The 18903-nt window shown below is 63.2% G+C and carries 21 protein-coding genes and 1 pseudogene; 14 read left to right on the forward strand and 8 right to left on the reverse strand.

Annotated elements, in window-relative coordinates; genetic code table 11:
• Nucleotides 1-39: 39 nt before the first annotated feature.
• A complete protein-coding gene (locus EKK97_RS03840) occupies nucleotides 40-702 on the reverse strand; it encodes a GntR family transcriptional regulator (protein WP_159549280.1) in 663 nt (220 codons plus the stop codon).
• Between the two features lie 320 nt (nucleotides 703-1022).
• Between EKK97_RS03840 and EKK97_RS03845 the strand changes: the two genes are divergently transcribed.
• The 6 genes and pseudogenes from EKK97_RS03845 to otnC all read left to right on the forward strand — a co-directional run bounded on the left by EKK97_RS03845 (nucleotide 1023) and on the right by otnC (nucleotide 7541).
• Nucleotides 1023-2453 carry a flagellar biosynthesis protein FlgA gene (locus EKK97_RS03845; protein ID WP_159549282.1) on the forward strand — a complete coding sequence of 477 codons (1431 nt, stop codon included), beginning with the start codon at nucleotides 1023-1025 and terminating at the stop codon, nucleotides 2451-2453.
• Between the two features lie 52 nt (nucleotides 2454-2505).
• Nucleotides 2506-3474 (forward strand): tripartite tricarboxylate transporter substrate binding protein, encoded by a 969-nt coding sequence (locus tag EKK97_RS03850; RefSeq protein WP_159549284.1) that lies wholly within the window; start codon nucleotides 2506-2508, stop codon nucleotides 3472-3474.
• 104 nt (nucleotides 3475-3578) lie between these two features.
• Nucleotides 3579-4061 (forward strand): tripartite tricarboxylate transporter TctB family protein, encoded by a 483-nt coding sequence (locus EKK97_RS03855; protein WP_159549286.1) that lies wholly within the window; start codon nucleotides 3579-3581, stop codon nucleotides 4059-4061.
• A gap of 45 nt (nucleotides 4062-4106) precedes the next feature.
• Entirely contained in the window at nucleotides 4107-5624 is a 1518-nt protein-coding gene (locus EKK97_RS03860) for a tripartite tricarboxylate transporter permease (protein WP_159549288.1), read from the forward strand.
• A pseudogene (gene otnK / locus EKK97_RS03865) lies at nucleotides 5621-6900 on the forward strand (3-oxo-tetronate kinase). The gene EKK97_RS03860 and the pseudogene otnK overlap by 4 nt, the downstream one beginning before the upstream one ends.
• Nucleotides 6897-7541: a 3-oxo-tetronate 4-phosphate decarboxylase gene (gene otnC, locus EKK97_RS03870; protein ID WP_159549290.1), complete on the forward strand. Its 645-nt coding sequence runs from the start codon at nucleotides 6897-6899 to the stop codon at nucleotides 7539-7541. The pseudogene otnK and the gene otnC overlap by 4 nt, the downstream one beginning before the upstream one ends.
• 78 nt (nucleotides 7542-7619) lie before the next feature.
• Here the strand turns inward: otnC and EKK97_RS03875 are convergent, their stop codons facing one another.
• From EKK97_RS03875 to EKK97_RS03895, 5 genes are all read right to left on the reverse strand, one after another.
• Nucleotides 7620-8636: a proline racemase family protein gene (locus EKK97_RS03875; protein WP_159549292.1), complete on the reverse strand. Its 1017-nt coding sequence runs from the start codon at nucleotides 8634-8636 to the stop codon at nucleotides 7620-7622.
• 49 nt (nucleotides 8637-8685) lie between these two features.
• Nucleotides 8686-9966: a TRAP transporter large permease gene (locus tag EKK97_RS03880; protein ID WP_159549294.1), complete on the reverse strand. Its 1281-nt coding sequence runs from the start codon at nucleotides 9964-9966 to the stop codon at nucleotides 8686-8688.
• Nucleotides 9967-10048: 82 nt separating this feature from the next.
• Nucleotides 10049-10459, reverse strand: coding sequence for a TRAP transporter small permease (locus tag EKK97_RS03885; protein WP_236551367.1), 411 nt, complete (start codon nucleotides 10457-10459; stop codon nucleotides 10049-10051).
• A gap of 60 nt (nucleotides 10460-10519) precedes the next feature.
• Entirely contained in the window at nucleotides 10520-11503 is a 984-nt protein-coding gene (locus EKK97_RS03890; RefSeq protein WP_159549297.1) for a TRAP transporter substrate-binding protein, read from the reverse strand.
• Nucleotides 11504-11655: 152 nt separating this feature from the next.
• The gene (locus EKK97_RS03895) at nucleotides 11656-12654 is read right to left on the reverse strand and encodes a GlxA family transcriptional regulator (protein WP_234286585.1); all 999 of its coding nucleotides are present in this window, start codon (nucleotides 12652-12654) and stop codon (nucleotides 11656-11658) included.
• A gap of 294 nt (nucleotides 12655-12948) precedes the next feature.
• Between EKK97_RS03895 and luxS the strand changes: the two genes are divergently transcribed.
• Nucleotides 12949-13473: an S-ribosylhomocysteine lyase gene (gene luxS / locus EKK97_RS03900; RefSeq protein WP_159555675.1), complete on the forward strand. Its 525-nt coding sequence runs from the start codon at nucleotides 12949-12951 to the stop codon at nucleotides 13471-13473.
• Nucleotides 13474-13508: 35 nt separating this feature from the next.
• Here luxS and EKK97_RS03905 read toward each other — a convergent pair whose 3' ends face one another.
• Nucleotides 13509-13883 carry a winged helix-turn-helix transcriptional regulator gene (locus tag EKK97_RS03905; protein WP_159549300.1) on the reverse strand — a complete coding sequence of 125 codons (375 nt, stop codon included), beginning with the start codon at nucleotides 13881-13883 and terminating at the stop codon, nucleotides 13509-13511.
• A gap of 147 nt (nucleotides 13884-14030) precedes the next feature.
• Between EKK97_RS03905 and EKK97_RS03910 the strand changes: the two genes are divergently transcribed.
• The 5 genes from EKK97_RS03910 to EKK97_RS03930 all read left to right on the forward strand — a co-directional run bounded on the left by EKK97_RS03910 (nucleotide 14031) and on the right by EKK97_RS03930 (nucleotide 17955).
• Nucleotides 14031-14642 carry an NAD(P)-dependent oxidoreductase gene (locus EKK97_RS03910; RefSeq protein ID WP_159549303.1) on the forward strand — a complete coding sequence of 204 codons (612 nt, stop codon included), beginning with the start codon at nucleotides 14031-14033 and terminating at the stop codon, nucleotides 14640-14642.
• 126 nt (nucleotides 14643-14768) lie between these two features.
• Nucleotides 14769-15254, forward strand: a complete 486-nt coding sequence (locus tag EKK97_RS03915; RefSeq protein ID WP_159549306.1) for a 2-thiouracil desulfurase family protein — start codon at nucleotides 14769-14771, stop codon at nucleotides 15252-15254.
• An 88-nt stretch (nucleotides 15255-15342) separates the two neighbouring features.
• Nucleotides 15343-16341, forward strand: a complete 999-nt coding sequence (locus EKK97_RS03920) for a DUF2157 domain-containing protein (RefSeq protein WP_159549309.1) — start codon at nucleotides 15343-15345, stop codon at nucleotides 16339-16341.
• Nucleotides 16338-17639, forward strand: a complete 1302-nt coding sequence (locus EKK97_RS03925; protein ID WP_236551368.1) for a DUF4401 domain-containing protein — start codon at nucleotides 16338-16340, stop codon at nucleotides 17637-17639. Before EKK97_RS03920 ends, EKK97_RS03925 begins: the two co-directional genes overlap by 4 nt.
• Complete coding sequence (locus EKK97_RS03930; RefSeq protein ID WP_236551369.1) at nucleotides 17533-17955, forward strand: GDYXXLXY domain-containing protein; 423 nt, start codon at nucleotides 17533-17535, stop codon at nucleotides 17953-17955. Before EKK97_RS03925 ends, EKK97_RS03930 begins: the two co-directional genes overlap by 107 nt.
• Before the next feature lie 15 nt (nucleotides 17956-17970).
• Here EKK97_RS03930 and EKK97_RS03935 read toward each other — a convergent pair whose 3' ends face one another.
• Nucleotides 17971-18219, reverse strand: a complete 249-nt coding sequence (locus tag EKK97_RS03935; protein WP_159549315.1) for a hypothetical protein — start codon at nucleotides 18217-18219, stop codon at nucleotides 17971-17973.
• A gap of 30 nt (nucleotides 18220-18249) precedes the next feature.
• On the opposite strand from EKK97_RS03935, the gene EKK97_RS25610 reads away from it, so the two are divergent.
• On the forward strand, nucleotides 18250-18579 hold the full coding sequence (locus EKK97_RS25610; RefSeq protein ID WP_340162920.1) for a LysE family translocator: 330 nt from the start codon (nucleotides 18250-18252) through the stop codon (nucleotides 18577-18579).
• Nucleotides 18576-18866, forward strand: a complete 291-nt coding sequence (locus EKK97_RS25615; RefSeq protein ID WP_340162921.1) for a LysE family translocator — start codon at nucleotides 18576-18578, stop codon at nucleotides 18864-18866. The genes EKK97_RS25610 and EKK97_RS25615 overlap by 4 nt, the downstream gene beginning before the upstream one ends.
• The last annotated feature ends 37 nt before the right edge of the window (nucleotides 18867-18903 follow it).

Below are 18903 nucleotides of genomic sequence, written 5' to 3' on the forward strand. Positions count from 1 at the left end.
CGAAATGTCTACGTCAGGAGTATGGCAGGCTGGGGGGCTTCACTCGACGGGCTCACCATTGGCGTATTTCACCCAGGTCTTGCCCAGGTGATTGCGTAGCTCGCGTCCGACGCGTTCAGGGTCTCTCGCCTCCAGTGCCGCCATGATGGCTTCGTGCTCTTCCATGGCGGTCGCCCATTTCTCGTTCTTCTGGTTCGACAAATAGCGCACCCGATAGAGCTGACGGCTCAGGTTGGCGTGCATGTCGATCAAGGTGGAGTTGCCCGATAGGGCAACGATGCGGTTGTGGATTTCCTGGTTCAAGCGGAAGTAGTTCTGACGATCGCGGCGTAGAAAGCAGGCCTTCATCTCATAGTGAAGTGCTTGCAATTCTGCGATGTCGTCGTCGCTGGCGTTGATACAGGTGAGCTCGGCGGCGGCCTGTTCCAGCACGCTCAGTACGTAGGACTTCTCCTTGATGTCGGCTGGGCTTACCTCGGCGACCACCGCCCCGCGGTGAGGAGAGATGACGACCAGTCCCTCGGTGGCCAGGATCTTGAGCGCCTCGCGTAGCGGGGTACGCGAAACCTGGAGTTCCACCGCCAGGGTGCGCTCGGGTAGGCGCTGACCGGGCTGGAAGTGATCCATCACGATGTGTTCACGCAGGTAATTGGCCACTTTCTCGACGAGGCCTGCATGGCTTGACTGAGCGACTTCTTCCATTGGCTTGCTTCACTCCGAGTGCGAGCGCCAAGAATGGCATACCATTGGCGACCTTTCAAACCGTTACCTTATGCTTTTCTGACTTTTTATGATGCCATTTTTCAATGGGTTATGTACTTATTGGAAAGATAAAAGACTAAAGTCGTACTTAGGGTTTGTTGACCCTAAAAATGGCATACCATTACATTCCATTCAGATCACGCTTCGCCTGACCACCGTCCGCGACCGGGCAAGGTAGGCCTTGGACAGATGCAACGAAATGGCCAGCCCTAGGAAGGTGCAGCTCCTAAAGATGACCGGCACGGGAAAGAAAATTACTCATGAATTACTTGCAACACTTTGAATATGAAAGAATTGTCGAAGCCTGCGTGGCTGGCGCCGGTGACTTCGGGCGGGGTGTTCTGCGCCAGGCTCGTAGCATGCCAGGGCTGGCGGCGCGGGTTGCCATCGACGTCACGCCGGAGAGAGCCGCTGAGGCACTGCGGTTTGCCGGCGTACCCGATGCTGAAATAATGGTATGCCATTCTCCCGATGAGGCGAAGAAGGCTTGGCAGTCAGGGGCGTACGTTGCTGCGGGCGCTTTCGAGGATGTGCAGGAACTGCCTTTCGACATTCTGGTGGAGTCGACCGGTATCCCCGAGGTGGGCGCTCGCTATGCCGAAGCTGCCCTGCAGGCGGGTAAGCATGTTGGCATTGCCACGAAAGAGACCGAATCCGTGGTAGGGCCGTACCTGACCCAGTTGGCCTATCGCCAGGGTCGCCTGTTCACGCCGCTGGATGGCGATCAGCCCAGCCTGCTGATCGGCCTCGTCACCTGGGCCAGGACACTGGGGTTCGAAATCATCGCGGCCGGCAAGAGCAGCGAATATGACTTTATCTGGGACGAGGCGGCGGGCAGCGTGCAGTGCAACGGCGTTTCCTTCCCGGCGCCCGGTTTGGCCGAGCTGTGGGAGCTGCCCAAGGGAGCGGAGCGTGAGACCGTCGAGGCGCGCGGCAAGGCCCTCGCCGCCATTCCGCAAATTTCCGTACCCGACCTGTGTGAGATGGTCAACGTGGCCAATGCCACCGGGCTCGGTCCCGACCGCCCCGAGTTCCATGCCATGGTGCTGCGGATCGGTGAGGTGCCGACCTTGCTGGATCTCGAGACGCACGGTGGCGTGCTTCGGGGCAATGATCGCCTGGAGGTGTTCAACTGCCTGCGCCGCCCGGATGAGATCAGCTTCGCCGGCGGGGTGTTCATCGTCGTACGCTGCGAGGATCCGCATGTGTGGTCATTGTTGCGCGACAAGGGCCACATTCTCAGCCGCAGCGGTAACTGCGCGATGATCTACCTGCCTCGCCACTTGCTTGGTCTGGAAGCTCCGATCTCGTTGCTCGATGCCGTGCTCAATGGTCTGCCTTCCGGCGGTGGCCGGGCAGCTGCACCGAAATTCGACCTGACCGCCCGCGCCACCCAGGCGATCCGCGCCGGGCAGCGGCTGGAGATGCGCGGCCATCACCGCCATATCGAGGGTCTGCGCCCCGAGGTGCACCCGGGCGCTCCACTCTCTTCCGATGCCATGGTGCCTTTCTATCTGCTTCCTGGGGCGGAGGTCGTTCGCGACATTGCCCCCAACCAGCCAATCACGCTGGCGGATGTCGTGCTGCCCGATTCGCGACTCCATCAGCTGCGTCAGGAGCAGGACCTGTTGTTCCACGGGCAGGACGCTCCATCATCGCTTCGCCAGAACGCCGACAATGCGATCGGCTGACTCACCCACCCTGCCAGAACGGCACGCATAACAATGAGGATAGGAGAACGACATGCTCACCAAGAAAACGCTGAAAGCCGCTACTCTGGGCATGGCCCTGGTCGGCGTAGTCATGGGCGTTAACGCCGACGAGGCTGCCGATTATCCCAGCAAACCGATCCAGTTCCTGGTGGCGGCGGGTGCCGGCGGCGGCACGGACAATTTCGCTCGTGTGGTTCGCCCGATGTTCGAGGAGGCAGTGGGTGGTGCGCGCATCACCGTGGTCAACCTGCCCTCGGCCTCTGGGGCGCTGGCGCACCAGCGTACCGCGAACGGTGCGCCGGACGGCCATACCCTGGATTTTGCCTCCACGACGCTGGTCACTTCCCTGGCCGCCGGCCAGAATCCGATCGGCCTGGATCAGTTGACGCCGATTGCGCGCATGCAGTCGGATGTCATGGCACTGTTCGTCAATCCGGAGCGCTATCCCGACTTCGAGTCCTTCCTGGAGTACGCCAGGGATAATCCGGGTAAGGTCACGGTGGGCGGCACTCACACAGCCAGCCCGGATCACGTCGCCTTCCTTTCACTGCGTGATGCTTCTGGCCTGGAGATGAACTTCATCCCCTACGACAGCACCGGCAATGCCACGGCCAACGTGCTGGGCGGCAACATTGATGCCACCACGACTTCGCTCAGCCCGCTGTTGAGCTATATCGAGGCGGGCCAGATGGCGCCGATACTGATCTTCAGTGAGGAGCGTCTCGATCACTATCCCGACGTACCCACTACCGTGGAGCACGGCTGGGACCTGACCGATGGCAACGATCGGGCGATCTTCGTCCATGCGGATACGCCCTCGCCGATCGTCCAGCGTCTCGAGAACGCCTTCAAGGAGGTCTATGACTCCGAGGAGTACCAGAGCTATGCCGAGCGCGTGAACCTGACCTATCGCGAAGGCTGGATGGGTAGCGAGGAGTATCGCCAGCGGCTCGAGAACAACTACACGCTCTATTCGCGCCTGTTGCAGAACGGCAACTGACGCGTCCCGAGCAAGCACCGGTGGGAGCGTAGCCCGCTCCCACCTACACCCACCGCATGGACCGGTCCGCAGCCGGTCATGCGACGTTCCCTTCGGGGGCCAACATGCAAGTCAGGATCTCTCTCTTTGCGCTGGCGATCATCCTGCTCGCCCTGGTCAGCCTGGTACCCACGCTGCAGTTTCCCAGTTCCGCGCAGGTTTCCACCTTCATCGGGCCCCGGGTGTGGCCGCTGAGCCTGATTGCCATGCTCTTTCTGCTTGGCTGCGCGCTGCTGGCGATGACCTGGCGCGATCGACGTTGCAGTGCCCATGACAAGAGCGATTCCGAACCGGAAGAAGGCGGCATGGCTCCGGCGCAGAAACTCTCGTTTGCCAACACGCGGCACTGGTGGCTGATGGCGGCCACGGTGGGTTACACCGTGCTGATGCAAGCCGTCGGCTTCCTGGCCGCCAGTGTCATGTTCACGCTTATATGCACGCTGTTGCTGGGGGCGCGTTCGTGGCTGGCCATCGTCGTGACCGTGGTGGTGGCGGTGGCCCTCATGCAGGGAGTGTTCGTCATCCTGCTTGGCATCCCCCTTCCGTGAGGCTGCCCCGATGACACTCTTATCGACTTGCTCCGGGAGTTGACGATGCTGGAACATTTTCTCGGCGGGTTGGCCGTGGTGCTGCAGCCACTCAACCTGCTATTGCTGACCTCTGCGGTTTTCATCGGCTTCATCGGTGGCGCGCTGCCGGGCATCAGCGGTGTGATCCTGGTGGTGATTCTGCTGCCGGTCACTTACGGCATGGAGCCCACCACGGCCTTCATGCTGCTCACGGCCATTTATGGGGCCACGGTATTTTCAGGCCTGATCACGGCGATCCTGTACCGCGCGCCAGGCACGCCCGAAGCGGTGATGACCGCCTTCGACGGCTACCCGATGACTCAGCAGGGCCAGGCCGGCAAGGCGCTGGGCATCGGCGTGCTGAGTTCCGCCATCGGCGGTCTCGTCGGCACCGTGGCGCTGATAGTGTTCACGCCGATTCTCGCTTCCATGGCGCTGCGCTTCTCGTCGCCGGAATACTTCGCCCTGGCCATCCTCGGCTTGACGGTGGTGGCCTCGTTGGGCGGTCGCCTGATCTACGGCCTTATCGGGGCGACGCTCGGTCTGCTGATCGCCACGGTGGGGATCGATCCGCTCACCGGCACCAGCCGTTATACCTTCGACAACCTCAATCTCGCCGAGGGCGTTGGCCTGATCCCGATGATCGTGGGACTGTTCGCCATCTCCGAGGTAATGAAACGCGCACTCGACCAGGACAGCCACCAGCCGCTGAAGAAGGTCAAGATCAAGATCTTCGACCTGCCGATCCTGCGCCAGATCGGCGGTACGCTGACCCGCTCTTCACTGATCGGCGTGATCACCGGCATTCTGCCCGGCATCGGCGCCAGCACGGCGGCCATGGTCAGCTATAGCGAGGCGGTGCGCTGGTCCAAGCATCCGGAGAAATTCGGCAAGGGCGCACCGGAGGGCGTAGCCGCCCCGGAGTCGGCCAACAATGCCGCGGCCATGGGGGCGCTGGTACCGCTGTTCGCTCTTGGCATACCGGGCAGCGGTACCACCGCCGTGATCCTCGGCGCCTTCATCATGCATGGGCTGCAACCTGGCCCGATGTTCATGATTACCAGCAGCGATCTGATCTATGCCGTATTCGCCGGCCTGTTCATCGTCAACTTCATGATCCTGCTGTTCTCCAAGCCGTTCATTGCGCTGTTCACCAAGCTGCTCAACGTGCCCTATTCGGCGCTGGGCCCGCTGATCGTCATGTGCTGCATCGTGGGGACCTACTCGGTGCGCAACTCGATGTTCGATGTGTGGTTGATGCTCGGCTTCGGTGTGCTTGGCTATCTGCTCGAGAAGCTGAAGTTTCCGTTGGTGTCGATCATCCTCGGCCTGGTACTTGGCCCGATCGCCGAGAGCGAACTGCGTCGTACGCTCTCCATGTCCCAGGGCGACCTGTCGATCCTCTTCACGCGGCCGATCAGCGCCACCCTGCTGACCGTCGCCTTCCTGCTGCTCGCCGTTGCCGTCGTCACACCCTTGGTGAAGCGCCTGCGCAACAGGCCTGCCTCTTCCTCGTCGTCCGAACAGCGGAGTAATCCATGACCATCGTATTGGGTGCCATCGCCGATGACTTCACCGGCGCCACGGACCTCGCCAACAATCTGGTGCGCAGCGGTATGCGCTGCCTGCAGGTGATCGGCGTGCCCGGACCGGAGCTCGAGGTGGACGATGTCGATGCCGTGGTGGTGGCGCTGAAGTCTCGCTCCTGCCCGGCCGACGAGGCCGTGGCCGACTCGCTGGCCGCGCTGGCGTGGCTGCAGGCGCAAGGGGCGCGCCAGTTCTTCTTCAAGTACTGCTCCACCTTCGACTCCACCGAGCGTGGCAATATCGGTCCGGTGGCCGATGCGCTGATGGAGCGGCTGGGTGTGGCGCAGACGGTAATGGTACCGGCGTTCCCGGTGAACGGCCGCACCGTCTACCAGGGCCACCTCTTCGTCGGTGACCGGCTGCTCAACGACAGTGGCATGCAGCATCATCCACTCACACCCATGACGGATGCCGATCTGGTGCGGGTACTCGCCAGACAGACTCCCCACCCGGTTGGCCTGGCGGCACGAGCGGTACTCGCCCAGGGCGCCGCGGCGACCCGGCAGCACTTGGCGGAGCTGGCCGAACAGGGGGTGCGACACGTGATCTGTGACACCCTCGACGAGCGAGACCTGGAGGTGCTGGCGGAGGCCTGCGAGACGATGCCGCTGGTAACTGGCGGTTCGGGGCTGGGGCAGGCGCTGCCCGTCCGCTATCGCCAGCTTGGCTGGCTGGCCGAGATCGCTGAGCCGGGTCGGTTACAGCCGGCCAGCGGTGGTGCGCTGGTGCTATCGGGCAGCTGCTCCCGGGCCACGCTGGGGCAGGTAGCACACTTTCTGAAGCACCATCCCGGCTTTGCCCTCGATCCGTTGGCCCTGGCCGAGAGCGATGCACAGTGGGAAGCGGCGCTCGATTTCGCACGAAACGCCTTGGAGAGCGGCGGACCGGTATTGGTCTACGCTTCGGCCGATCCGGAACGGGTACAGGTCGCCCAGGCCAGGCTCGGTATCGAGCGGGCGGGGCAGCTCGTCGAGCGTGCGCTGGGCCAACTGGCGGCGACACTGGTCGATGAGGGGTAGGCCGGCTGGTGGTGGCAGGTGGCGAGACCTCGGGGGCCGTGGTGTCGGCGCTGGGCATCGAGACCCTGCGCATCGGCGAGCAGATCGATCCTGGCGTGCCCTGGACCCAGGCGCAGCTGGAAGGGCGGAAAGCGCCTCTGTCGCTGGCGTTGAAGTCGGGTAACTTCGGTGGCGAGGACTTCTTTACCCGAGCCTTCGAGGTGCTGCCATGAGCGTTCATGACGAGAACACTCTGCGCGAACAGATCGCTACCCTGGGCAGGTCGCTGTTCGACCGTGGCCTGACCATGGGCTCCAGCGGCAACATCAGCGTGCGCCTGGACGATGGCGGTTGGCTGATGACACCGACCAATGCTTGCCTGGGACGTCTCGATCCTGCATGCATTTCCCGGCTCGATGGCCAGGGCCAATGGCTCGACGGCGACAAGCCCACCAAGGAGCAGTTCCTGCACATGGCGATGTACGCCGAGCGCCCCCAGTCCGGCGCCATCGTGCACTTGCACTCCACTCACTCGGTGGCGGTTTCGTGCCTGCCGGGTATCGATCCCTGTGATTGCATTCCGCCGCTCACTGCCTACTACGTGATGCGGGTCGGCAAGCTGCCGCTGGTGCCCTATCACGTACCGGGCGACCCCAAGTTGGGCGATGCCGTGCGCGGCCTGGCAGGCAAGCACAGCGCCGTGCTGCTAGCCAATCACGGACCAGTGGTGGCAGGCAAGGACCTGGAGGCAGCGGTATACGCCACCGAGGAACTGGAGGAGACGGCAAAACTGTTTTTGTTGCTGCGAGGGGAGAATCCGCGTGCCCTTACCGAAGAGCAGGTAGCCGAGCTGCAGCGGCGTTTTCCCGCCTGAGTCCGGGCTCGTCCCGTCATGACAACGCCGCCCCTGGCCTGCCGGGGGCGGCGTCTTTCGTCGTTGTGAATCGTTCGTTCAGCGGATCACGAAACCGCGACCGACCGGGTCACGTGCGTCGATCAGCCACTTGGCGTAGCCGATCAGCTCGGCGGTGCCCTGTACGCTGGGACGGATGGCGCGGTAGCCGCCGATTTCCGTCTCGCCAAGGATCTCCCCGGTGAAGCGGCCGCTGCCGAGCAGGCCCTCGGAGTGGATGGGGCGGCCCACTTCCAGCTCGTTGCGGGCATGGAACATGGCCATCATCGCACTGGTGCCGGTGCCGCCGGGCGAGCGGTCGAGCTTGCCATCGGAGAACACGTGCACGTTGCGGTAGAGCGAATCCGGCTGTGAGCCCTCGTGCCAGAAGGTGACGAAGTTCAAGCCGTTGATATGCGGATGGGTCGGGTGACGAATCTCCATGCGGGCGTTGAGCTCGGCCTTCACGGCCTGGCCGGCGTGGGAGAAGTAGCTGCCGTTGTCGGGGCAGATGGGCTGCTTGTCGGCGGGCACCCGGATGATGGCGAAGAAGTTGCCGCCAAAGACCAGATCGGCCTTGAGGATGCCGAGGCCGGGTACGTTGACGGGGATGTCCTGCTCCATGACGAAGGCGGGCACGTTCTCGAAACGGGTCCAGTGCACCTTGTCGGCGTCGGCCTTCACCTCGGAGACCACGGTGCCGGCGGTGGTTTCGAAGCGGATGCGGGTGAGGCCGTTCTCCTGCGGGGGCGGCGCCAGGCGATGGGCGACCATGGCCATGGAGAGTGCGATGGTGCCGTGGCCGCACATGTCGACGAACTGCTCGCCATCGATCCACAGCATACCGGCGTCGTGATCGGCATCGGAAGGCGGGGTGAGGAATACGCCGAACATGTGCTGGTGGCCGCGCGGTTCGCGCATCAGGCTGGTCCGCACATGGTCGTGATGCTGCTGGAGATAACGGCGCTTGTCGAGGATGTCGCCACCGAAGGGATAGGGGATGCCGCCGTGGACGATGCAGGTCGGCTCGCCTTCGGTATGAGTGTAGATCACGTCGAGAAACTGCTGGTTGTTCATTGGAACTTCCTGTGGCTATGGCGTTGGGGGTTGGGTACGCAGTGCACGGCTAGAGGCCGAGCCAGCGGGGTACGCTCATGACGATGCCTTCCGGCCAGACGATCACGGCGAGCAGCACGAACAGCATCACGGCGATGAAGGGCAAGTTGGCGTAGGTGATGCGAATCACATCGACCTTGGAGATCACGCTGGTGATGAATAGCGCAGCGCCCACGGGTGGTGTCTGCTGGCCAATGCCCCAGCACAGGATCACCACCATGGCGAACTGCAGCGGATCGATGCCGAGCAGCTGCACGCTGGGCAGGAACAGCGGCACCACGATAAACATCATGGCGATGCCATCGAGGAAGGTGCCGGCAATGATCAGTACCAGGCTCAGGATCAGCAGGAAGCCGATCGGACCCATGTCGAGGGCCGCGATGGGGCCGAGAATCAACTGGCCCAGGCTCTGGTAGGTGAAGGTGTAGCCCAGGGTATGCGCCGCGGCGGTCACGAACATCACCGCCCCGGTGAGCACGGCGCTCTCCACCAGCGCGAGATAGAGGGCGCGAAGCGAAAGCGAGCGGTAGAGCAGCATGCCGGCCAGCACGCCGTAGGCGACCGCTATTGCAGAGGCTTCGGTTGGCGTGAAGATGCCGCCCAGAATGCCGCCCAGGATGATGATCGGCATCATCAGGGCTGGCAGGGCGCCGACGAAGGTACGGCCCAGCTCGCTCAATGAGAAGGCCGACTCGATGGGATACTCCCGCTTCACCGAGATCCACCAGGCCATCAGGATCAGGCCGAGAGCGGTGAGCGCGCCGGCGATCAGACCGGCGGCGAACAGCGCACCGGTCGAGAGGCCCATGTAGGCGCTGAGCAGAACCATGGGCACGCTGGGCGGAATGATGATGCCGATGGTGGAGGACGAGGCCGTGACCGCAGCGGTAAAGGAGGCCGAATAGCCACGCTTGATCATCTGCGGGATCATCACACCGCCTACCGCCGCGGTATCGGACATCGAGGTGCCGCTCATGCCGGCAAAGAACATCGAGGTCAGAATATTCACCGCCGCCAGGCCGCCGCGAATGGCGCCGACCAGGGCACGGGCCAGATCGATCAGGCGCGCCGAGATACCGCTGTGATTCATGATCTGTCCGGCCAGGATGAACAGCGGGACCGCCAGCAATGGAAATGACTCGGTGCCACGATAGAGGCGCTGCACCAGGACCAACATATCGACACCGGAGAAGGCCAGGACGGCGATCGAGACCAGGGTCAGTGCAAAGGCAATGGGCATGGCCAGGCCGATCAGGGCCAGCAGGGCGAGAAGAATGGCAAGCAGGATCATGAGGCACTCTCCTCCAGCGCGGCTTGCCGGGCGGCTTCATAGGGAGGTACTTCGGCCTTGACGGCGGCAATGCACTGGCGAATCAGTTCCAACAACATGCCCACACCGGAGATGGGCACGGCGGCGTAGAACAGCCACTGGGGGCGCCCAACATCAGGGTGGTGCGGTGGGAGAAGGTCAGGGTCTGTTCCAGCCCCCACACCACCATGACCACGCAGACCACGCCGATGAGCGCCTGGTTGAGGAAGAACAGAATCCATTGGCCGCGGGCGGGAAGGCAGGCGGCCACCACGTCGATACGCAGATGTGCCCCTTTGCGCAGCGCCAGGTAACCGCAAAAGAAGGTCACGTAGACCAGCAGGCCCACCAGCACCTCGGCGCTCCAGGACAGCGAGGCATTGAGTATGTAGCGCGCAACCACGGCCGCCAGGGCGAGCAGGGTGATGGCAGACAACAGCAGTGCCGCGACCGCTTCGAAAAAACGATCAAGCATGGGAGGCTCCTGCAGGGAAGTGGCGGGCCGGGGCGGCCCGCCGGGCTGACACGGTGAGGCTCAGGGATGCTCGGCGATGCGTTGTACCAGCTCGCGCGCTTCGTCCGACATGTCCTGGGTAAAGCGTTCCCACAGCGGCTGGGACGCTTCGATGAAGGCATCGAGATCGACTTCGTTGACCTGCATGCCGTTCTGCTCGACCAGTTCGATCACACTCTGGTCGGCGCGCTCGCCGAAGTCGGCGGTGGCGTCGAAGGCCTTCTGTCCGCCTTCCAGCAACGCCTGCTGCACTTCGTCGGGAAGATCCTGGAAGCGCGCTTCGTTCATCAGCAGGAAGCCCACGGTATAGACGTGACCCGAAAGCGATAGGTAATCCTGCACTTCGTAGAAGCGGCTGGCCTCGACCTCGACCAGCGGGTTCTCCTGGCCGTCGAAGACGCCGGTCTGCAGCGCCGAGTAGAGCTCCGGGTAGGGCAGCGGTGAAGCGTTGGCGCCGTAGGCGTTGAACATCTCCACCCGCTGGCGGCTACCCGGGGTGCGGATGCGCAAGCCGCTCAGGTCGTCCGGCGTTTCGATGGCGCGGCGGTTGTTGGTGATGTGCCGGAAGCCGCCCTCGTAGAAGCCGATGACCCGGTAACCCTGCTCCTGCAGCCGCTGCTTCAGGGCATCGCCGATCTCGCCACCGAGCACACTGGCGACATGGTCGCGATCGCGGAACAGGTAGGGCAGCGAAAGAATGCCCATGTCCTCGTCAACGGTGGTGATCGGCGTTTCGATGGTGGCGATATCGAGCGTGCGGGTGTCCAGGGATTCGATGTTGCTGACCTGATCGCCCAGGGCGCCAGAGTGGAACAGCCGGACTTCGACGCCTTCTGCGGTGGCTTCGGCCACGTGACTGGCGAGCGCATTTAGGCCGGCCATTTGGATGCCCTGCTGGCTGCCGATCGTGGCGGCGCGCAGCTCAAGCTCGGCGGCCGTTGCGGAACCGGCAATGCCGAGGCCCACTGCCACGGCGGTCAGGAGACGCGGGAGTTTGCACTTCATGGTGACGCTCCATGGGTTGTTGTTTAGAGGGGAGTCGTGTCACTGGGTGAACGAACACGTGACTCTAGGGTAGGGCCGTGCGGTGGCCGCTTATAGAAGAAAACAGACAAGAAAGAGGAGATATTGGACATGCGCCGCTCGGGCCGCTGTGCTCAGGAGGCCTCGGCGCTCGCCTGGCTGCGTAGCCCCTTGCGGCGCGACTGCCTGGGGCTGTAGGTATAGTGGGACTGAAAATCACGTGCCAGGTGGGACGCATCGGAAAAGCCGCACTCGGCGGCGATCTCTGCGATCGAGCCGTCGGTATGTTGCAGCAACCATTCGGCGTAGCGCAGGCGCATGGTCTTGAAGTAACGCATGGGCGTGGTGCCCATTTCCTGCTGGAACAACCTGTCGAGCTGGCGCGGACTGAGGTTGATGCGCTCGGCCAGGGCCTGGCTGTCCAGGCGTGTGTTGAGTGACTGCTCCATGGTCAACACGGCGACCCTGACCCGCTCGTCGCGTATGTCCTGGATAGCCTCGAAGAAGTGGGTTTGCGGCGAGTTGGAGGTGCGCATCCCGTTGAGAATCATGTGGCGAATGGCCTGCTGGGCCTTGTCCGGCCCGCATTCTCGACGTATCAGGTGCAGCGCCATGTCGGTGGCCCCCGATGAGCCGGCGCAGGTTATGACGCGCACCGATTCGAGAAACAGGCGGTCGGGCGTGGCGTCGATCTGGGGAAATTGACGGCGGAAGTCGTTGATCACGTTCCAATGAACGCACACCCGCTGGCCCTTGAGCAGTCCGGCACGGGCGATGGCGAAGGTGCCGGTGCAGACCCCGACCAGCTTGACGCCCTGCTTGCAGGCCTCCTTCAGATACTCGCTGAGCGCCTTGTCCTCATGCGGATCGAGGTAGTTGTTGCCACCGCACACGGCGATATGAGTGAAGTGGCTCGGATCGCGATAGGAGGTCTGCGGCGTCGCCTCCAGGCCGCAACTGGACGTAACCGGCCCGGGCCCCATGATCTGCCAACTGCAGTGAATCTGCCGGCTGCGTCCGCCCTTGTCGGCGGCCAGGCGTAGCGAATCGATGAAGCCGGCGAAGGCATTCAGCGTGAACAGGGGAAGCAGGATGAAGCCGACACGCAGCGGCGGTTGTTGGGACTGGGACATTCAGGCCTCGTCTCGATGGAGCGACGATTCGTGCCCACCAGTATGCTCCGCTGCCCGGCGATCTTCGAGCCTCTCGGTGCCTTCACCACGCTCTGCGCGAGCAGTCCGATATCGATGGCTTCCGGCTGCGCGCTGCAAGCCTGCATGCCCATGACGCCGTGGCGCGCAGCGAGAGGAACTGGGGCGACGCAACAGAGGGTGTGTGACGAAGCGGTCGGCGTCGGTTCCGGGCCGGTGGGCAACCCATGCTACCATGGGCGTTTCGGCGAACCTGACCGGCAAGAAGGATTGAACATGCCTTTACTTGATAGCTTTACCGTCGACCACACAATCATGGCCGCCCCGGCCGTGCGCGTCGCCAAGACCATGCAGAGCCCTTCCGGCGACACCATCACGGTGTTCGATCTGCGCTTCAACAAGCCGAACGAAGACATGATGGGTGAGAAGGGCATCCATACCCTGGAGCACCTGTTCGCAGGGTTCATGCGCAATCACCTGAACGGCAAGGACGTCGAAATCATCGACATCTCACCGATGGGCTGTCGCACGGGGTTCTACATGAGCTTGCTCGGCAGCCCCAGCGAGGAGCGTGTCAGCGAAGCATGGCTTGCGGCGATGCAGGACGTCCTGAACGTCAAGCGGATGGAAGACATCCCAGAACTCAATGAGTTTCAGTGCGGTACCTTCGTGATGCACTCCCTGGAGGAAGCACAGGAGATTGCGCGGGGCATCATCGAACGCGGTATCGGGGTCAACAAGAACGAAGATATCGCGCTGAGCGCCGAACGACTCAAAGAGCTGGGCAATCCTGACGCCTAGGCCTGGATTCATGGAGTAACCCCAGCACGATTGGGTCATACGGACCCTTCGCTTCGATAACGCTCTCTCGCTGCGGCGATGGTGCGATGGTGGGTGTCTGCCCAGGCCACCAGGGCTTGCATCGGTTCGAGGAAGGAGTGGCCGAGTTCGGTAAGGGCGTACTCCACGCGTGGAGGCACTTCCGGATAAACCGTGCGGGTGATGAAGCCGTCCTGCTCCAGGTGCTTCAGCGTACGCGAGAGCATCTGCTTGGAGATGTCGCCGATCTCTCGCATCAGCTCGTTGAAGCGCTTGGTGCCGGGCTGAAGGGTCAGCAGTACGAGCACGCTCCATTGATCGCCGATGCGGTCGAGTACGTCGCGAATGGGGCAGGGGTTGTCGAGTTCAACGGTCTCGGGTTGTTGCTGCATGGCGGGTTCCCTTGGCTCATGGGTCATCGCAGTATGACCGGGTCGCACCGCGGTGACTTCTTGCGGAAGGAGGAGAAGTACCATAGTTTGCCGTCTAGGTCTATTTGGTAGACCAGGTCTCTATTTTGAACCTAGGAGAACTTAGTCATGGCAAACGTCGCTCTCATCGGTGCTTCCGGCAACGCCGGCTCTCGTATTCTCGTGGAACTCTCCGAGCGCAGTCATATGGTGACTGCCATCGCCAGGCACCCCGAACGAATCGACAAACTGCCGGGCGTCATGGCCCGCCATGGGGACGTTCATGACCGCGCGGGACTGGCCGATCTGCTGAGCGGCCACGATGCGGTGATCAGTTCAGTGCATTTCACGGCCACCGATATCGATGAGCTGATTGGCGCGGTACGCGACTCCGGCGTGAAACGTTATCTGGTGGTAGGCGGCGCCGGTAGCCTCGAAGTCGCGCCGGGCCAGCGATTGATCGACCAGCCGGAGTTTCCGGCCGAGTACAAGGCGGAGGCGAGCGCAGGTGCGACTTTTCTGGAGCGTCTGCGCACCGTCGATGATCTCGATTGGACCTTCCTTTCGCCCTCGGCGCTGTTCGTGGCGGGGGAGCGGACCGGTAATTTCCGCCTTGGCAAGGATACATTGCTGAGTAATGAAAACGGTTCCAGTATTTCGTTCGAAGACTACGCCATCGCGCTGGTCGATGAGCTCGAACGTCCTGCCCACGTGCGCCAGCGCTTTACCGTGGGCTATTGAGCCGAGGCCGGCCCGGGGCTGCTAATGAGAGTCTCGTGACCCGCCCAGGAGGCGGGTTTTTTCCATGCAGGATCCGCTAAAGTAGACGGCAGGAAGGCAACGAGGCGTCACGTAACGGGAGGGATAATGGAGAGGGTGCTGGTTAGCGCCTGCCTGCTGGGCAGGCGGGTGCGCTACGATGGCGGAGCCAAGAGCCTGACCTCGGAGATCCTCGCGAAGTGGCAGGCCGAGGGCCGGATAGTTGCGGTATGCCCTGAGGTCGATGCGGGCTTGCCCACGCCCAGGGCGCCCGCCGAGATTATTGCCGGCGATGGGGGTGGGGTACTCGCCGGTTCGGCGCAGGTCGTCGATCGCGACGGTGCCGATCTCACCGAGGTGTTTCGGCAGGGAGCCTCTCTGGCGCTCCAGCTATGCCGGGAGCATGCCATCAAGGTGGCGGTACTGACCGAGCACAGCCCTTCCTGCGGCAGCACGCAGATCTACGACGGCAGCTTCTCGGGAGAGAAAAGGGCAGGTGCGGGTGTCACCGCGGCGCTGCTTCGCCAACACGGGGTGCACGTCTTTGGCCAGCAGGACATCGTCGAGGCATGGCGGTTCTTGGAAACGCTCTAGCAGGCAGGTAAGGAAAAGCGAACTGGCTCACGAAGTGAACTGCATTCTGCTATAAGCCACGTTACGGAAAGGCACTCAAGGAAACGACATGGCCTCCATTCGCCGTGAGCTGGTGGGGTTGATCGATCAGGACGCCATACCTCGCGAGCAAGTGATGCGGGCGGTTGCGCTTTCAGGACTCCATCCCACGGGGCGGGCCTGGAGCGTATTCCTGGATCGGCTGCTGCTGTGGCTGGGCACGCTGGCGCTGACCTGTGGGCTGCTGTTTCTCGTCGCCTACAACTGGACCGAGATGGGACGCTGGCTGCGCTTCGGGCTGGTGCAGGCGGCACTGTTGGCGGCCATCGGCGTCCATTGGTGGGCCGCCGGGCGCGGCGGAGCGGATGACGGCGTAAAAGCAGCCATAGTGGCGCGGGTGGCACTCATGTCAGCCTCGCTGCTGCTGGGTGTGCTGCTGGCTCTGTTCGGCCAGGTGTACCAGACCGGTGCCGATCCTTGGCAGCTGTTCTTCTTCTGGGCCGTGCTGATGCTGCCCTGGACCCTGGTGGCGCGTTTCGATGCGCTCTGGGTGCTGTGGCTGGGGTTGTTCAATCTTTCCCTCGTGCTTTATTTCCGCACCTGGGGTGGTGCGTTCGGTGCGTTGTTCGCCAGCGACACTGCCGCCCTGTGGGGGCTGTTCGCGCTCAATACCGTGGCGCTGGTGCTGTGGGAGTTGGGCGCCCGGCGTTGGCAGTGGCTCTCGGCCGGATGGGCCACGTGCCTGCTGGCGCTGGGCAGCGGCATTCCCCTGACCCTGTTGGTGATTGTCTTCATCTTCGATGAGCGGACCGGCTTCTCGCCTGCCGTGCTGATATACCCATTCTGGTTGGCGGCGCTCTACGCGATCTATCGCCATTGGCGGCCGGATCTGTTCATGCTGGCGGGCGGCTGTCTGTCGGTGATTGCGGTGGTTACCCTGTTCCTGGCCCGGCACCTGCTGTGGCAGGCCGAAGCCGGCGGCTTCCTGCTGCTGGCCGTGGTGGTACTGGCGCTGGGGGCCGCGGCAGTGGTCTGGCTCAAGCGGCTTCAGGTGGAGATGTCGGCATGACACTCAGGGACAGGCTCGCCCAGGCCGGTATCGACGTTACGCAAGGCGAAGGCTCGCCAGCCCTTGAGACGCCTTGGTTCGTGCGGGCACTGCAGGCGTTCTCGGGCTGGCTCGCCGCCCTGTTCCTGCTCGGTTTTCTTGCCATGGGGGCGGTGTTCGTGCTCGACAATAGCGCTGCCGCCGCCACCCTGGGACTGGTCATGATCGCCGGTGCTTTCATGGCGCTGCAGAAGGCCAAGGGCGACTTCCTGGAACACCTGGCGCTGGCCGCGAGCCTGGCGGGGCAACTGCTGGTGGCATGGGCAATTGCCTCCCTGCTGGAGGGCACCACCGTCGGCCTTTGGTGGTCGCTGCTGGTGCTGCAGGTTGCGCTCGCCCTGGCGATGCCGAGCCTCACGCATCGTGCATTTTCCGCCTTTGCCGCCGGCCTGGCGCTCTATCTGGCCCTGGCAGAGGGGATCGCCGTGCCCTCCATGGCCGTTGGCCTGGTGCTGCTGGCGCTGGTCATACTCTTTCTCAACGAGTTTCGCTGGTTGGCCCGAGTACGGACAGTGGAGGCGCTAGGCCTCGGCCTGCTGCTTGGCCTGGTGGCGATCCAAATCACGGCATACCTTGGCCAGCCGCTGCTCGGCTGGCGTAACGATGCCGGCTCCGGTTTGGCCTGGTTGGAACCCTGGGCCGGAAATATCCTGGCCGTGCTGGCGCTCTTGCTGCTGCTCCGGCAGCTCTTCAAGCGTCATGCCCAGGCCATGGTGCCGAGCGTTCGCATGGCCGCCTATGGTGCCGTGGTGCTCTTGCTGCTGCTTTCGCTGCAGGCCCATGGCTTGATCCAGAGCGTCGTGATGGTGATGTTGGGCTTTGCCATTGGCCACCGTCTGGTGGTGGGGAGCGGAGTGCTGCTGTTGCTGCTCTCCATCGCGAATTATTACTACTGGCTCGAGGCGACCCTGCTGAGCAAGGCCTTGACCCTGTTTGCCCTGGGTGGACTGCTGCTAGCGATTCGCTGGGTGTTGCGCCGCTGGTGGCCAATCGAAGGAAAGGACGATGGCAGGGCCGATGCGGGGAGGGAGCAAGCCAATGATTGCGACAGACAAGCTCGACAGGGTCGTGGTAGTAGCCGCCACCGTGCTGATTCTGGCGCTGGTCAACTGGAGCATCTGGGCCAAGGAGCGCCACCTGGCCGAGGGCGAGGTGGTTTACCTGGAGCTGGCGCCGGTGGATCCGCGCTCGCTGATGCAGGGCGATTATATGGCACTGAATTTCGAGATCGGCAACCAGATCCAGGATGCGCTGTATAAAAGGCGCTGGCAGAGCGGGGAACTGAATGCCGCCGATGGGCATGTGGTCGTCCGCCTGGATGCGCAGCGCGTGGCGCATTTCCAGCGCCTGGGCGCGAGCAACGATTCCCTTGCCGCCGACGAGATGCGCCTGCGCTACCGGATGCGCAATGGCCGCGTGCGGTTCGCCACCGACGCCTTCTTCTTCCAGGAAGGCCACGCCGAGCGCTACGAACCCGCACGCTACGGGCAGTTCCGCGTCAACGAGCGCGGCGAGCCGCTGCTCGTCTCCATGCACGATGCGGAGTTGGAGCTGCTCGGGGAGATGGAGCGGTAGCGTCTTCACTGTGCCTCACCGCCGTGTATCGTACCGACATCGACGGATAGCGCGCTGGCGTTCGCGCTCGCGGCGGCGCTGACGGGCCAGGGCGTTGCCGTTGGCCAACAGGACAAGGAACTCGAGCTCCGCCTCACTGAGCGGCTCGCGCTTGGGTCGCGTCATCCAGAGGCTCCAACTGAAGAGGGTCTGGCCGACGATAACGAAGACAGGTGTCAAACGAGTGACGATGGCGTGCCGGTCGGCGCTGATGCATGATGGCATTCGTCCCTCCTCGACTCAGGCAGGAAAGCCATGCCCCTGGAAAGTGCGCTGCTTTATCTCGTGGCCATCTTCGTCTTCGCCGTTACCCCCGGCCCCGGGGTGTTCGCCCTGCTGGCACGAGGCATGACCTCTGGGGCGCGGGTCTGCGTGCCGTTGGCACTGGGTATGACCCTCAGCGACCTGCTCTACCTGCTGCTGGCTTTCTACGGCCTGGCGGCCATCGCCGAGAACTGGAGCGAGGCCTTCACGGTGATCCGCTACCTTGGTGCCGCTTACCTGCTCTACCTGGGCTGGAAGATGTGGACCGCTCCGGTCGAGGTTGAACCGCTGGCGCCCGAGCAACAGCGGGGGATGCCGTGAAGAGTTTCCTGCAGGGCTTTCTGATCTCCGCCTCCAACCCCAAGGTGATTCTCTTCTACATCGCTTTCCTGCCCACTTTCATTGATCTCACTACCCTGGCTTCTCGCGACATGGTGCTGGTGGTCGGGCTCACCTTCGTCAGCCTGATGGCGGGGCTGATGCTGGTAGCCTCCGGCGCCTCGAGCGCACGGCGCTTCCTGCAGACCAAGCGTGCCATGAAAGGCGCCAACCGCTCCGCAGGCACACTGATGGTCGCTGCCGGCGCCTTCCTGATTGCCAAGGGGTAAGAACTGACGAGTTGGAACGGCTCGGGGAAAGGGAGCC

Source organism: Billgrantia tianxiuensis (assembly GCF_009834345.1).
GTDB lineage: Bacteria > Pseudomonadota > Gammaproteobacteria > Pseudomonadales > Halomonadaceae > Halomonas > Halomonas tianxiuensis.